The sequence below is a fragment of the Hydrogenophaga sp. genome (assembly GCF_036675665.1).
Classification (GTDB): Bacteria; Pseudomonadota; Gammaproteobacteria; order Burkholderiales; family Burkholderiaceae_C; genus Hydrogenophaga.
Window position 1 is genome coordinate 138,550 of record NZ_JAKFEO010000010.1, and the last position, 13,731, is coordinate 152,280.

At 60.5% G+C, this 13,731-nt stretch carries 11 protein-coding genes; 4 read left to right on the plus strand and 7 right to left on the minus strand.

All coding sequences use genetic code 11. The features are described from left to right. Positions 1-2: 2 nt before the first annotated feature. The 6 genes from prsR to V6M63_RS06840 all read right to left on the minus strand — a co-directional run bounded on the left by prsR (position 3) and on the right by V6M63_RS06840 (position 9,798). Positions 3-1,364, minus strand: coding sequence for a PEP-CTERM-box response regulator transcription factor (prsR, locus tag V6M63_RS06815; RefSeq protein ID WP_332740768.1), 1,362 nt, complete (start codon positions 1,362-1,364; stop codon positions 3-5). Beyond that, positions 1,361-3,469 carry an XrtA/PEP-CTERM system histidine kinase PrsK gene (gene prsK / locus V6M63_RS06820; RefSeq protein ID WP_332740770.1) on the minus strand — a complete coding sequence of 703 codons (2,109 nt, stop codon included), beginning with the start codon at positions 3,467-3,469 and terminating at the stop codon, positions 1,361-1,363. The genes prsR and prsK overlap by 4 nt, the downstream gene beginning before the upstream one ends. Before the next feature lie 33 nt (positions 3,470-3,502). Next, positions 3,503-4,897 (minus strand): TIGR03013 family XrtA/PEP-CTERM system glycosyltransferase, encoded by a 1,395-nt coding sequence (locus V6M63_RS06825; RefSeq protein ID WP_332740771.1) that lies wholly within the window; start codon positions 4,895-4,897, stop codon positions 3,503-3,505. A gap of 83 nt (positions 4,898-4,980) precedes the next feature. After that, positions 4,981-6,960 (minus strand): O-antigen ligase family protein, encoded by a 1,980-nt coding sequence (locus V6M63_RS06830; RefSeq protein ID WP_332740985.1) that lies wholly within the window; start codon positions 6,958-6,960, stop codon positions 4,981-4,983. 2 nt (positions 6,961-6,962) lie between these two features. Then, positions 6,963-8,168 carry a pyridoxal-dependent decarboxylase, exosortase A system-associated gene (locus tag V6M63_RS06835; RefSeq protein WP_332740773.1) on the minus strand — a complete coding sequence of 402 codons (1,206 nt, stop codon included), beginning with the start codon at positions 8,166-8,168 and terminating at the stop codon, positions 6,963-6,965. Then, positions 8,155-9,798: an acyl-CoA ligase (AMP-forming), exosortase A system-associated gene (locus V6M63_RS06840; RefSeq protein ID WP_442909554.1), complete on the minus strand. Its 1,644-nt coding sequence runs from the start codon at positions 9,796-9,798 to the stop codon at positions 8,155-8,157. The genes V6M63_RS06835 and V6M63_RS06840 overlap by 14 nt, the downstream gene beginning before the upstream one ends. Positions 9,799-9,913: 115 nt before the next feature. On the opposite strand from V6M63_RS06840, the gene V6M63_RS06845 reads away from it, so the two are divergent. From V6M63_RS06845 to V6M63_RS06860, 4 genes are all read left to right on the plus strand, one after another. After that, positions 9,914-10,174 (plus strand): acyl carrier protein, encoded by a 261-nt coding sequence (locus V6M63_RS06845; protein ID WP_332740777.1) that lies wholly within the window; start codon positions 9,914-9,916, stop codon positions 10,172-10,174. Further along, positions 10,171-11,049 carry a hydrolase 2, exosortase A system-associated gene (locus V6M63_RS06850; RefSeq protein ID WP_332740779.1) on the plus strand — a complete coding sequence of 293 codons (879 nt, stop codon included), beginning with the start codon at positions 10,171-10,173 and terminating at the stop codon, positions 11,047-11,049. The genes V6M63_RS06845 and V6M63_RS06850 overlap by 4 nt, the downstream gene beginning before the upstream one ends. After that, positions 11,046-11,891 (plus strand): hydrolase 1, exosortase A system-associated, encoded by an 846-nt coding sequence (locus tag V6M63_RS06855; RefSeq protein WP_332740781.1) that lies wholly within the window; start codon positions 11,046-11,048, stop codon positions 11,889-11,891. Before V6M63_RS06850 ends, V6M63_RS06855 begins: the two co-directional genes overlap by 4 nt. A gap of 200 nt (positions 11,892-12,091) precedes the next feature. After that, complete coding sequence (locus tag V6M63_RS06860; RefSeq protein WP_332740782.1) at positions 12,092-12,880, plus strand: PEP-CTERM/exosortase system-associated acyltransferase; 789 nt, start codon at positions 12,092-12,094, stop codon at positions 12,878-12,880. A gap of 76 nt (positions 12,881-12,956) precedes the next feature. On the opposite strand, the gene V6M63_RS06865 is transcribed toward V6M63_RS06860, so the two are convergent. After that, positions 12,957-13,712 carry a PEP-CTERM sorting domain-containing protein gene (locus V6M63_RS06865; RefSeq protein ID WP_332740784.1) on the minus strand — a complete coding sequence of 252 codons (756 nt, stop codon included), beginning with the start codon at positions 13,710-13,712 and terminating at the stop codon, positions 12,957-12,959. Positions 13,713-13,731: the final 19 nt, after the last annotated feature.

Consider the following 13,731-nt stretch of genomic DNA (forward strand, 5'->3'; position numbering starts at 1 on the left):
CTTCACTTGAGGCCCAGGCGATGCATCAAGTCGTACAAGGTCGGGCGGCTGATCCCAAGCAGTTCGGCTGCTCTGAGCAAATTGCCGTTGGACCTGGCCACCGCAGCGATGACGGCCTTTCTCTCGGCCTCGTCCCGAACCGCGCGCAAATCCAGTGATTGCTCGGCGGCATTCTCCAGGGTGGCCGGCAGGCCCAGATCGTCTGATGTCACTTGCGAGCCATCAGCCATGATGGTGGCACGCTTGATGCAGTTTTCAAGTTCTCGAATATTGCCGGGCCAGGAGTGCGCCTCAATCGCTCTGAGCGCATCGTCCGATAGAGACAGGTTGCGGCGGTTTTGTTCCTGAGCAAAACGCTTGGTAAAGGCATGGGCCAGCAAAGCGGCATCACCCACGCGTTGCCTCAACGGAGGAATATTGACCACGATCTCGGCCAGGCGGTAATAAAGATCCTCGCGGAACCGGGCCTCCGTGGTGAGTTGCTTCAGGTCTTGATGCGTTGCGCAGACGATGCGCACATCCACCGGAATCTCCTGGCGTCCGCCCACACGCTCGATGACGCGCTCCTGCAGAAACCGCAAGAGCTTGGCTTGCAACGGCATCGGCAGATCACCGATCTCATCGAGCATGAGCGTGCCGCCGTTGGCTGTCTCTATCTTGCCCAAGGTGGTCTTGGCCGCTCCAGTGAAAGCGCCTTTTTCGTAGCCAAACAGTTCGCTCTCGAGAAGATTCTCGGGAATCGCCGCGCAATTGATGGCGACAAACCGCCCGTTCTTGCGGTTGGAAGATTGGTGCAAACCACGGGCCAGCACCTCCTTGCCCGTGCCACTCTCGCCCAGCAGCATCACGGTCGCGCCACTGTTCGCCACCTTTTCGATGGTTCGACAGACGCGAAGTACCTCCGGGTCCCGCGTGATGAGCCCAGCCAAGGTGTCGGGCTGACGCATGGACTGCAGTCGCGCGTTCTCAGTCTGCAGTTCGTGGAGGCGGAAGGCTCTTTCCACTGTGAGGTTGAGCATCTCTGGCTCAAACGGTTTGGCGAGAAAGTCGTAGGCGCCCATGGCCACGGCCTTGAGTGCATTGGCCTGACCGTTCTGCCCGGTGAGCACGATCACTTTCGTGTCTGGTGCGGCGGCGAGCATCTGGTCAAGCAACTTGAACCCCTCGGATGTGCCGTCGGCGTCGGGTGGAAGGCCCAGATCCATTGTGACCACGGCAGGCGCATGGCGACGGAGTTGGACCAGCGCAGTCTCGCAGTCATCGGCGGTGACCGAAGCGAATTGGTCGAGTGACCACTTGATCTGTTTTTGCAGCGCGAGATCGTCTTCGACGATCAGCAATTGCGGTCCTTTGTCTGAGCTCATGCCTCTCCCAATTGATGCCAGTCCGATTCGCGGAACGATTCAATGAGCGGCAACAGCAAAGTGACGACGGTTCCCACTCCTTCCTTGCTGTCTACCGACATCTTTCCGCCCAACTCCTGTACGTATTGAAAACTTTCGTAGGCGCCGATGCCCATGCCGGCTTCCTTGGTCGTCTGGAATGGTTTGAACAGTCGCTCCTGCACAAACTGCTCCGACATGCCCAGCCCATTGTCCCCGACTTCCACCCGCGCATGGCTGCCGTAGCGCTCAATCTTGAGCCAGACGCGCTGCTGCGCTTCAGTGGCATCCAACGCGTTGTTCACGAGATGCCCCATGACACGCTCCAAACGATCTTCATGCCCTCGCGTTGCCACGCGAGGCTCCACCTGAAGTTCCAGTTGCCGCCCACGGCGGGACACGCTGGATGCGAGTCCATGAGCAATGCGACCGAGGTCCACTCCAACCGCTGCGCCTCCTGGGGCTGCTCCCTCCCGCAACTGCAACATCAACTGGCGCATCCGTTCCAGGGAGTTCTCGACCGTCATCAACATATCCGCCTGAAATTCGGGGTTATGACTCAGCCGTTTGGCATTCTTCACCATCAGAGAAAGCTGGGTCACGATGTTCTTCAGGTCGTGCACGACGAATGCCGACATTCGACTGAAGGCCTCAAATTTACGCGCCTCCAACAGTGCCTCGGTCGATTGCACTTGCGCCAGAAAACTGGCGGCCTGACGCCCCGCCGTCTTGAGCAAGTCGGTCACCTCCCAATTCACGTCCAATCGCGTGCGCGGGCTGCTCAGCACCACAAAACCCAACAACTCATGACCCAACCACAAGGGAACCAACAACCAGGCTTGCGACTGGAGCACAAGCCACTCTGGCAATTTCAAGTGTTCGTACCGATCCGGCTGCAGCCGGTATTCGTCGAGATTGACCACCCAGCCAGTTCGCTGCATGAAAGCCAACAATGCTGAATCCACCGGTTCGGTTTCGGACACGTGCGGGAAATTCCAGCGCGCGACCTGGCGATAGAGCTGCTCATCCGGTCGCCGCAGCCACAGCATCCCGGCGGGACTCTCGAGCATGTCCGCCAGGCCTCGAATCACATTGAGACCCATTTCACCCGGCACCGTGTTGGCCGACAAGGTCTGGGTGAACTTCAGCCACTCTTCGCGATAGTCGTACCGGTAACTGAAAAAGTGCTTGCCCAACATCACCCGCACCCGGGCGCGAAAGGTTCGCGACAGTGCGAGCGCCACCAGCAACACGAGTGCCAAAAACACCATCGCCAACTGCAGCGATCGGCCCCAGTCACTGCCGAAATAGCGAACGTAGTAACCGACGCTGGCAATGAACAAGAGATAGCCGCCGGCCATCAGCAATGTGGCCGAATGGAACACCACCTTGCGTGAGACGCGGATCTTGGAAATCCAGTCGCGATGACGGGTGGTGGAGAGCAACAGCAGCGGCATCAACGCCGCATGCACGAGGCCACGGATGTTCCATGCGTCCTCGTCGATGCCGCTGAAGAGCACCGCCTGCGAGAACAAGTAAAGATCAAAGAGGAATGTGCCTGCAAGCCCCAGGCAGATGGGCTTTGCACTCCAGAGTGCATCTTCGGGCAGGTTGCGAAACAACTGCTCCACGAGAACCAGCCCCATCACGGCCAGCAACATCAACGTGAGAAACAGTCCGACTGGCGCACCGGTTGTTCCCTTGAACCAGATCGCGGAAAACATCAGAGTCAGCAGACTGAGGACCGGCAGCGCGACTGCCAGGGGCGACATCCAAGGTGCCTCCTCCAAAGTCCGCCCCCTTTCCATGCTCGCGCGAAACAGGTGAACCACAAAGGCAAACCAAGCCGCATATCGACAGATGTCGGCCACGGCTGCCCAGCCCCACCACACCGGCAACGCCAAAGCGACAAGGCTCAGGCATGCCCACAGCGTGGTGAGCACAGCCGCCAGCAGGATGGCAATCCCGGGTTTGTTGGCGGGGGGCTTCCAGTAGCCTTGTTTCCCCACCATCACAGCGAGCAATGCGTAGCAAAGGGCCGCAGCGCCAAAGCCCCAGGCCATGAGTGAATTGCCGATGCCGTTCATGCCGCTGGCCCCGCAAGCATGATTCGGAAAGACCTACTGGGCACCTTTGCCCGTCAACACAACCCCGATGGTCTCGAAGAGCACCACAAGATCAAGAAAGAGCGAATGATTCTTGACGTAGTAGAGGTCGTACTGCAACTTCTCGACGGTGTCTTCGCGAGAAGCACCGTACTGGTAACTCACCTGTGCCCAGCCCGTTACACCAGGTTTGACACTGTGTCGCACCGCATAAAAAGGAATGTCTTGCGTGAGCTTGTCGACAAAATATGGCCGCTCAGGACGGGGCCCTACCAGACTCATGTCGCCTTTGAGCACGCCAAACAACTGCGGCAACTCGTCGATGCGGAGCTTGCGGATGATCCGCCCAACACGCGTCACTCGGCTGTCAGAGGCGGTGGCCCACTTGGGCACACCGTCTTTTTCTGCGTCGGTGCGCATGCTGCGGAACTTCACGACGCTGAACGTCTTGCTGTTGAGGCCCACACGCTCCTGTCGGTAGAGGATAGGGCCTGCGCTCTCCAGCTTGATCGCCAACGCAGTGATCATCATGATCGGAAGTGAGATCAAGATCAGGAAGATGGCTCCTGCAATGTCGAAAAGCCGCTTGACCGATGTGCGAACGAAACCCTGGTTGAAACCTTCGCCAAAAATGAGCCAGCCAGCCGAGGCCGACTCCAGGCGGATTTGTCCCAGATTCTGTTCGAAGTAAGTAGCAATGTCGGACACTCGCACGCCTTGCAATTTGCAATCGAGCAGTTCGCGCATGGGCATGCTGCCTCCACGGCGCTCACTCAGCGCAACCACGATCTCGTCGACCCCGGCCCGCTGGACCAGATCGTTGAGGCGTTCACCAGGCGCAAGTGTGGCCCAGGAGGTCACCTTGTGCTCTGTCTCATTGGGGCTGGCGAAGTACCCGACGAGTTCAACGTTCGCACTGGCGTGGGTCAGTGACTTTCCGACCATCTGGGCACGTTCGCCGGTGCCATAAACCAGAACCTTGCGGCGCGTGATCGATTTGGGCAGCATTTCGCCAACGAGCACCCGGTGGGTCAGCATGAAGCCCGTCGTACCGAGCACGATCAATGCCACCCACTTGGCGTCATAGGACGGCTCCAAAGGCAATAACCAGAGTACGGCGAGGGCGATGACACCCGACAGTACAAAAGACAACACGGCCCGTGCGCGCATCTGGCCGGTGGTCTTGCTCCGGGTGCGTTCATAGAAACCCAGGGCTGAATTCACGGCCAGCATGCCCAGCGCCATCAACACTCCACGGGACAATCCTTCGGTCACCACAGAGGCGCCAAGCAACGCCGGATTGGACTGAACGAACAGCGCCAGCATCAGTGCACCAACCACCAGCCCCATGTCAAGCATGACCTGGAGCACCGTTCTTCGATGGAAATAGTGGTTAAAAATCTTGATCAAAACGGAAGCCCCTGAGTATTTTCGAGTTATGGCGCTGCGGGACGGACAACGTCATCGACGACATTACAGCGTAATGCAAAGGACTACGACTTGTTACACAGTGAAACATCCTCTATTTGTCCACGAAATCCGCCACCTGACCACAACAAAATCATCAGTATCAAGATCACGCGCGGCACTTCCGTGACACTGATCACGGCTCCCAGACTCAAAACGCCCACCATGGAAGCGGCCACGACCCATGCCACCGAATCGCCTTGTCGCAGCTTTTCCCAAAGATCGCGCAAAGCCCACAAGACCCAGACGGCAAGGATGACCAGGCCCAACAACCCCCTCTCGATCAGCACATCAAGAAAAAGATTATCGATGTGCCATGGCTGAAATTGTCCTTGAGCCATGGGTAGCCAGTGTTGCAGGCCCTTGGAAAAATCGGTATTGAGAAGGCGTTGCCGACCGCTCGAACCCCACAGTTCAACACTCTCGATGCGAATGGCCTTCCCGACCTGCATGGGAGAGAGTGCAAGCACGCTCTCCCGCAGGCCGGCAACGCCGCTTCTTCCCTCGAAGAGGTTTCCACCCATCCTCAACTCGGTCCAGCCGTGCCCCTCGTCTGACAGAGGCTTCAGCGAGACCCATCGCCTTTGGCATGAGAAATCGTAGAGCAAGTGTCGCTCGCACAGGCTCACCAGCAACGTCGATGGGCGCTCGCCAGTTGCCCGCAAGCGTACCCGAATGCTGCCGGCCTCCGTCAGATCGACGCGTTGTGTCAACGCAAACAGGTCAGCGTGCTGTCCACTGTCGTGCCGACCCGAGAGCAAGACATGGCTCTGATCCCCTGTATCTCCCTGCCACAAGGCTTCGCCAGGATAGTCCCCACCGGGAACTTCGCGGCTGTAATGTGCGGAAAATCGCCCAATGCCCAATCCGGTCACCCACGCCTCGGGTGACTTCAGCAGGCCAAGGCCAGAGCGCCAATGCTCCATGCGGCCGACGAGGTCCGAGTCAGACTGCGCAAGGCGTTCGGTCATGAACGAACCGCCGCCCACAACGAACGCACTTTCAAGAATCAGGGTTGACGCCATGGCCAGCAGGGTCCGACGACTCCAGGCCGGGCCGGCGGCGGGCGCCAGCTTGAACCGCCAAGCTGTGATGCCCATGAACAGCAACGCGATCAACACCGCCAAGTAGACGCCCCGCGAATAAGTAGTGAGCACGACGTAGACCGACAGCACCATCAAGATGTTGGCGCCAACCCAGCGCCGCGTGGTTGTTGCCGTCCATATCGCCCAGGCGGCAAACGGTACCGCCATCGCCAGGTAGGCGTCGATGGCACCGCCGCCCACATGCATTTCCCAGAACCACGCGCTGGTGCGGTAGGCATGGCTGAAATCAAAGAGGCCGGCGTAGACGGCGCGCTCCCAGAGGGCAATCGCGCCGACAAGTCCCAAACCCACGACCATGCCTCGTGCCACCAGACGAGCAGGCCCTTGCCTGCCTGCGGCACCCGGCGCATGCAACAGCAAGGCGATGAGCAACGCCCAGACCAGGCTCTTTGCGACGCGAAGGGTGTTCCAAGCGCTGTCGTAACCGGCATACATGGCTTCATTCCAGACTGGAATCGTTGTCCAGTCGACGCCAGCGTCTTCTGCACCGCGCCACACGCCGACCAACAAGGACAGGGCAACCGTGCCCCACACCGCCACGAATGACCCGCGCAAGGGCTTGCACACCTCACTCCGACAGCGCTGAACATCGATCCCCCAACGAGCGAAAGCGCCTGCCAGACAGGCCAGCACCAGCACATCGGATTCATCAAGCAGCCACCACCCTGTCCAGGGCGTGAAACTCATCACTGGCAAGGCCGCCGGGAGCAGGAACCACAAGGTCTGAGGGCGGGCCGCGTTCCAAAGGATGACCAACAGCATGACCAGCGGCAGCGCCAGTGGCGCGACCGGATGCTGCATCGCCAGACCCAACGAGGCGAGCCCAAGACAGGCGCTCAGCAACAGCAGCAGCCCTGGCACGGCGACGTTCCAACGCGCCTGCCACAAGGCAGTGCGCACCTTCAAACCAGGACTTCCGCGCAGCGCGGATGGCCGAGAAAGGCCTGTGGGCTGGCGCTCGGTCCGTAAGCGCCTGATTGGTAGACCACCACCAGATCACCGGGGCAAGCCGGGGCAAGCTCGGCTCGATCGGCCAGCATGTCCAGCGGCGTGCACAGGGGCCCGACGATGGACGCATTTTCGCGCTCGGCGGAGTCCATTTGCGTGCCGATGCAGACGGGGTAGTTGCGACGGATCACCTGTCCGAAATTGCCAGAAGCCGCAAGATGATGGTGAAGGCCACCGTCGGTGACCAGAAACACCTGGCCACGTGACACCTTGCGGTCCAGCACGCGGGCCACATACACACCCGCTTCGCCGACCAGGTATCGCCCGAGTTCAAGCACCAGTTGGCTACCCGGCAATTCGCTGGCCATGCTGTTCTTGATGCCCATCAACGCTTCGGTCACCGGTGCCAGATCCAGCGCCTTTTCGCCCGGAAAATATGGGATGCCCCACCCCCCTCCGAAGTTCACCCGCCTCACCGGCGCTGGCGCACCGTCGGCCAAGCGCACAACGAGCTGGTGACATTGGCGCAAGGCCTCCGCGATCGATTCGCCATTGAGGTTCTGCGAGCCCGGATACAGATGGAAGCCTTCAAACTGCAAAGCCGCATCGCCAATCGCCCTGAGCACCAATGGCACCTGCTCGGCATCCACCCCGAAAGGCTTGGCACCACCGCCCATGCGCATGCCGGCACCGCGCAGATCGAAGTCGGGATTCACGCGAACGGCCACGCGGGCGGGCAGCCCCAGGCGTTGTGACGCATGCGCCAGCAGCTCGACCTCCCGGAACGACTCCAGATTGACGAGCACGCCCGCGGCCACGGCTTGGGCGATCTCCGACTCGCGTTTGCCGGGGCCGGCGAAGCTCACGTGCGTCGGGTCGGCGCCAGCATCGAGCGCCACGGCCATCTCACCCGCAGAAGCCACATCCAGGCCGTCCACCAGGGTTCGCATGAACCCCACCAGCGCGGGCAGGGGATTGGCCTTCACGGCGTAGTGCAACCCAATGCCTGCAGGCAAGGCTTCGCGCACAGACGCCACGCGCTCGGCCACCAGTCGGCGATCGTAAGCATAAAAAGGCGTCTGCCCAACACGTTCGGCCAGGCGCGACAGCGGTACGCCACCCACACACAGTTCACCACGGATCGTCTCAGAAGGTCTCATCGTTCTTCTTTCCTTCAGTGCTTTCCCAGTCCGCTTTCCAGCGGGCGCGGTCGAGCTTTCCATTGGCGTTGCGCGGCAGGGCCTGCGCATGCCAATGCACGCCTGTCGGCACCATATAGGCGGGCAAGGTGCTCTTGCAGTGCGCCAGCAACGCGGCGGTGTCTTGCGCTTTGGCAGCCACCGCAGCCACGAGAATGGCCTGCCCCAGCTGGGCATGCGGCACACCCACGGCCAGCACTTCATGCACCAAACCGCTCGCGTACACGGCCTCTTCGACTTCGGTCGGGCTCACACGGTAACCCGAGGTCTTGATCATCTCGTCCCGGCGAGCAACGAAATACAGAAAACCATCGGCATCGCGCCGCACGGTATCGCCAGAGAAAACGGCAATCTCGGGCCGGGCGAGCTTGTCGCCCCCTGCCCTGAGTCCATCAGGCAGCTCGCGAAAGCGCAAAGCCGTTTCTTCCGGCCTGCGCCAATAGCCCAACGCCACCAGCGGCCCACGGTGCACCAGTTCGCCTGGCTCATCCACCTCGCACTCAGTCCCGTCTGCTCGCAGCACAAGAATGTCAGCATTCGGTATGGCCTTGCCGATGGAGTCCGGTCGCCGATCCACTTCGGACGGCGGCAGGTAGGTGGAGCGAAACGCTTCGGTCAATCCGTACATCAGGAAGGCTTGCGCCGCAGGCGTCATCTGCCGCATGCGATCCAGCGTCGCCCGGGGCATGCGCCCACCCGTGCACGCCCAGTAGCGCAAGTGCCGGGAGGCTTCAGCAGGCCAGTTCAGCGCCGCAAGTTGCATGAAAAGCGCCGGCACCGCCGTCAAGCCCGTCACGCGCTCTTTGGACATCGCCGTCAACACATCGCGTGGCAGCAGGTAGTTGAGCAAGACGACGCGCGCGCCCACCAGAAACGCGGTGGTCAACTGACTGAAGCCCGCGTCGAACGACAAGGGCAACACGGCGAGCAGTGTGTCGTCAGATCGGTTGTGCAGGTAGCTGGCCACGCTGGTGGCCCCCGCCACCATATTGCGGTGCGAGAGCACCACACCCTTGGGCTGCCCCGTGCTGCCCGAGGTGTAGAAGATCGCAGCCACGTCGGTCTCAAGGCCGTGGGGCAACACCTGCCGGGGGGCAGTCAGCGCATCGGCCCAGGCATGGAGCTTGAAATGCGCTCCTTGAGGCGCATCGATGTCATCACAGATCACCACGTGCTGCAGGGTTGGACATTCGCTCAGAGCGGGCCACAAGGCGTTCAGTCGAGACGCTGACGTCACCAACAGCTGCACACCAGCGTCTTGAAGAATGTGGGCGACCTGTGCCGCCTTCAGGAGCGGATTCACCGGCACCAGAATTCCACCCGCCGCTGGCACGGCAAAGCTGGTCACCACAGCCTCGATGCGCTTTTCCAGAAACACCGCCACGCGGCTTGCGCGGGGCAATCCCAGGCGCATCAGCCCCGACGCAAGATCCAGCACCGCATCGCCCAGCTCGCCATAAGAAAGCCGCACCGCTCCTGCCGTCAAGGCCTCCCGCGCAGCCCAGAAGGCGGCTGCCCGAAGCGGCAGCTCGTGCAGCAAAACCGGTGGATAGCTTTCGCTGGATTCTCTCTCTGTGGGCATGCGGCGCATGTTAAGGCATCAAGTTCGTTGGGCCGACCACGCTCATGGGCCAGTCGCGCGCAGTTCTTTAGAATCGAGCGCAATTCTGCGCACACATTTCATCCCCAAACCAGGCCTCAACTCCATGAACGTGTACGAACAGGTCTTGCGCGTGCTGGACGACGCTCTCAACCTACAGGGGCGCACTGCCACCTTCGGGCCCACCACACAGCTGCTGGGCTCGCTCCCCGAACTCGACTCCATGGCTGTGCTGGCACTGATCACCGATCTGGAAAGCCATTTCGGCATTGCTTTCAGCGACGATGATCTCAACGCAGAAGTGTTCGCCACGGTGGGCAGCCTGAGTGACCTCGTTCAACATCATCTGGCCGGCCAGGCCACATGAGCCAGCAGGGGCGCACAGCCCTTCCCCAAGCTTTTTTTCTCCCGGTTGACCCGCAGACACCCAGCGCAGGTCAGCGTTTTTGCCTGTTCCACCCGGCCCGGGGGAGTGCTCTGCGCGGACGCGTCCTGTATTTGCCCCCCTTTGCCGAAGAACTCAACACCACCCGCCGCGTGGTCGCACAACAAGCGCGAGCTCTGGCAGCTGCGGGATACGCGGTGCTGCAGATCGATTTGACCGGCTGCGGCGACAGTTCGGGCGATTTTGCAGACGCCACATGGGCCGCCTGGCTGGATGACGCCGCGCTGGCGCACCGTTGGTTGAGCCAATCCGCCAGCGGTCCTCTCTGGATCTGGGGCATGCGCTTGGGCGCCTTGCTGGCCACGGAGTTTCTCAAGACCCTGACCGAGCCAGCCCACCTGCTGCTCTGGCAACCTGTCATTGGTGGCCAACAAATGCTGCAGCAATTCACCCGCCTGCACACCGCCGGCCAATGGCTTGGTTCACGCAAGCCTGACGAACAGTCGCCGGCCCAACTGTTCGCGCAAGGGCAGTCCGTCGAAATCGCGGGATACACCGTCAGTCCGGAACTGGCTCAAGGCATGGCGCAAGCCCGCCTGCAACCACCAGCCATAAAAGCCTGCGGCCGATTGATCTGGATTGAATTGACCAAACAGGCGGGCGCCGCGATGAGCCCTGCATCTGAAAAGGAACTCTCTGCGTGGCGAAACGCCGGTTGGCAGGTGAGCGCCCAGGCGATCACTGCCCCCGCCTTCTGGCAGACCATGACCATCGACGACGCCCCGGCCTTGATCAGCGCCACCTTGGCAGCCATGGCTGCCGACTGCGCCCCAACGAACAACACCCAGGCGCCATGAATGTCCACGAGAAAGCCATCGGCATACCCGGTCCGCAAGCCGACATGCTGGGCATCGTCAGCATGCCGGACTCCCATGCAGCGTGGCAACACACAGCCGTGGTGGTGGTGGTGGGCGGCGCGCAGTATCGAGCAGGCAGCCACAGGCAGTTTGTGCAGCTCGCGCGCTGCTTGGCCGGCGCGGGTTACCCGGTGCTTCGCTTTGACTTTCCCGGAATGGGCGACAGCCCCGGCGAACCGATTTCGTTTGAAGACACCGCGACGCACATCGCTGCCGCCATCACCGCCATGCACGACCACTGTCCCGACGTGAGTCAAGTTGTGCTGTGCGGTCTTTGTGACGGCGCGTCGGCCAGTCTCCTTTACACACAGAGTACGAACGATCAGCGTGTGGCAGGCCTTGTTCTTCTCAATCCCTGGGTGCGCTCCGAGGCAAGTCTTGCCCGAGCACAGGTCAAGCACTACTACTTGTGGAGACTCGCGGAGCCTGCGTTCTGGCGCAAATTGTTCGGTGGGCAGGTCGGGTGGCAGGCCGTGCGAGACCTGGGCAACAGCTTGCGGACCATGCGAGCGAAAGAGGCGTGCACATCCAGTTTTCAGGATGTCATGGCACAAGGTTGGCGGGCCTTCACAGGCCCCATCCTGTTGCTGCTCAGCGAGCGCGATCTCGTTGCGAAAGAGTTCGTCGAACACGCTCTCAGCGACGCACGGTGGAATGGACTGCTTGAACGGCCCGTCGTGTCCCAGTCGACCATTGATCGCGCCGATCACACCTGCTCATCTTCGACCGCCAGTCGCCAGACAGAGTCATTCGTCTTGCAATGGCTCGAGGGAATAAGGTGAACGGGTTACGCTGGCTTCGCACATGGCAATACCGTTAAGTAGATTGGAAATCCCCGCCTATTTGGGCCTTACATTTCGGCGGCTGCAGTTACATTTCAGCGCCCGCAAAGCACACCTCATCAAGGTATCGTCGCTGCGTTGGGGATGCGAGTGCAACCTATATAAATCAGGTGCCTTCGGGCGCACTGCGGAGAACATCAATGCTGGCGCAAAAATATAAATACTCGGTTGTGAGCCCGGGTACCGAGGAGTACGAAGAGTACTGCGCTCTGAGACATGAAGTTTTCTGCGCGGAGCTCGGGCGCTTGCCTTCTTGCGAGGACAGAGCAGGCAAACGCCCGCTGGAGACAGACGATTTCGACGCGCACAGCGTCCACGTGCTGTGCCGATCGACAGAGACAGGTGAAGCAGTGGGTTGCGCACGTCTCATCCTGCCGAGCCCGCGTGGACTCAATGTACTGTCGCGCTACAAGCTGCACAGCCAGCTAAGTTCGGAAGTTGATCTGGTGGGTGAAATCGGCCGTCTCGCCATATCGAGCAAACTGCGCCGGTATCGCCGAGACACCCAACTTGTAGGGCCCGCCCTGCCCTCCGGCGCATCCGAAGACCTCAACAGAGAGATCAAACGAGACGGCCCCACTGTTGCCCTGGGCTTGTATCGAGAAGTGTTCCGCTTGGCCAGTGAGCATGGCATCACCCACTGTTACGCAGCCATGGAGCCCTCGCTGTCGCGGATGCTCAACCGCCTCGGCTTTCCATTTCACGAGGCAGGGCCGATCAACACGGCGGTCCAACCCGCGCGTCAACCATACCTCATCGGTGCCAACGCCTTGCGCTCCGGACTTGCAAGCCGCAACTCTTGCCTGTACAAATTCCTGTTCGGTATGGAAGAGGCAACAGTCCTAGGCGAGACTATCACTTGGCGGGAGCCGAACGCCTCCTTGCTGACTTCATCCTCATTCGGAGCTTTTCTTCCTGAGTTGACCTGAGGCCATCCGCCGCTGCCGAACTGGCGAAAAAAAACCGCGCAGATCATGCGCGGTTTTTTTGGGGCAACCTTGAAGGTTATGCGTTCTTCTTGCTGCGACGCGCTGCACCGATGGCGGCCAAGCCGAGACCCAACAGAGCGAGTGCGCCAGGTTCTGGCACTTCGGTGGAAGCACCGGTGATGTTTGCTGAACCCAGATGGGTCTTGTCGCCGATGGCAACGGGCAACGGGGTGAATGACGAGGTGTAGTTGAAGTCGGCACCGAACTGGCTGTTGGTGTCGAAGTAAGGTGCAGCAACACCACCCACAACGTCCAGGAACCCGGAGCCTTCACCGTTGAGGATCACGCCAAGGGCACTCACGCCGGTGATGGAACCAGACAACGTGTAGCCAGCACCCAATGGGTCAGCTCCAACCAAGCTCAACCACAGAGCACCGTCGGAGAACGTTGCCGGGTTGTCAAAGACGGAATTGGCCGCCGACACGTAGAAGTCCAAGGTGCCACCGCTGAAGAAGAAGTCCTCGCCAACTGCTGGGGTGAGATCATTCAACAGGGTGTAGCCCGAGAACACATAGGTCAACTCGCAACCAGAAGGGCAGAACGACGAACTGGCTTCGGTGTTGATCGTTGTGATGCGGCCCCAACCAGAAATCGTCTGGCCAATATCAACTGCAACGTTTTCAACCAGCGTGCTGTTTGCGGAAAAATCAAAGAACGAGTCGGTATCCCAAACGATACCGCCCACGTTGACCACACCGGCGTTGGCGGCTCCAGATGCGAGCAGCAGTGAAGCTGCGGCAAGCACTGATGCGGCGGACTTGTTGAATTTCATAGTTAAGCTCCTTGAGGAT

Coding starts and splice junctions, on each gene's coding strand:
- V6M63_RS06850 (WP_332740779.1), top strand. CDS start 10,171: ATGAGCCAGCAGGGGCGCACAGCCCTTCCCCAAGCTTTTTTTCTCCCG.
- V6M63_RS06855 (WP_332740781.1), top strand. CDS start 11,046: ATGAATGTCCACGAGAAAGCCATCGGCATACCCGGTCCGCAAGCCGAC.
- V6M63_RS06845 (WP_332740777.1), top strand. CDS start 9,914: ATGAACGTGTACGAACAGGTCTTGCGCGTGCTGGACGACGCTCTCAAC.
- V6M63_RS06860 (WP_332740782.1), top strand. CDS start 12,092: ATGCTGGCGCAAAAATATAAATACTCGGTTGTGAGCCCGGGTACCGAG.
- prsK (WP_332740770.1), bottom strand. CDS start 3,469: ATGAACGGCATCGGCAATTCACTCATGGCCTGGGGCTTTGGCGCTGCG.
- prsR (WP_332740768.1), bottom strand. CDS start 1,364: ATGAGCTCAGACAAAGGACCGCAATTGCTGATCGTCGAAGACGATCTC.
- V6M63_RS06865 (WP_332740784.1), bottom strand. CDS start 13,712: ATGAAATTCAACAAGTCCGCCGCATCAGTGCTTGCCGCAGCTTCACTG.
- V6M63_RS06835 (WP_332740773.1), bottom strand. CDS start 8,168: ATGAGACCTTCTGAGACGATCCGTGGTGAACTGTGTGTGGGTGGCGTA.
- V6M63_RS06840 (WP_442909554.1), bottom strand. CDS start 9,798: ATGCGCCGCATGCCCACAGAGAGAGAATCCAGCGAAAGCTATCCACCG.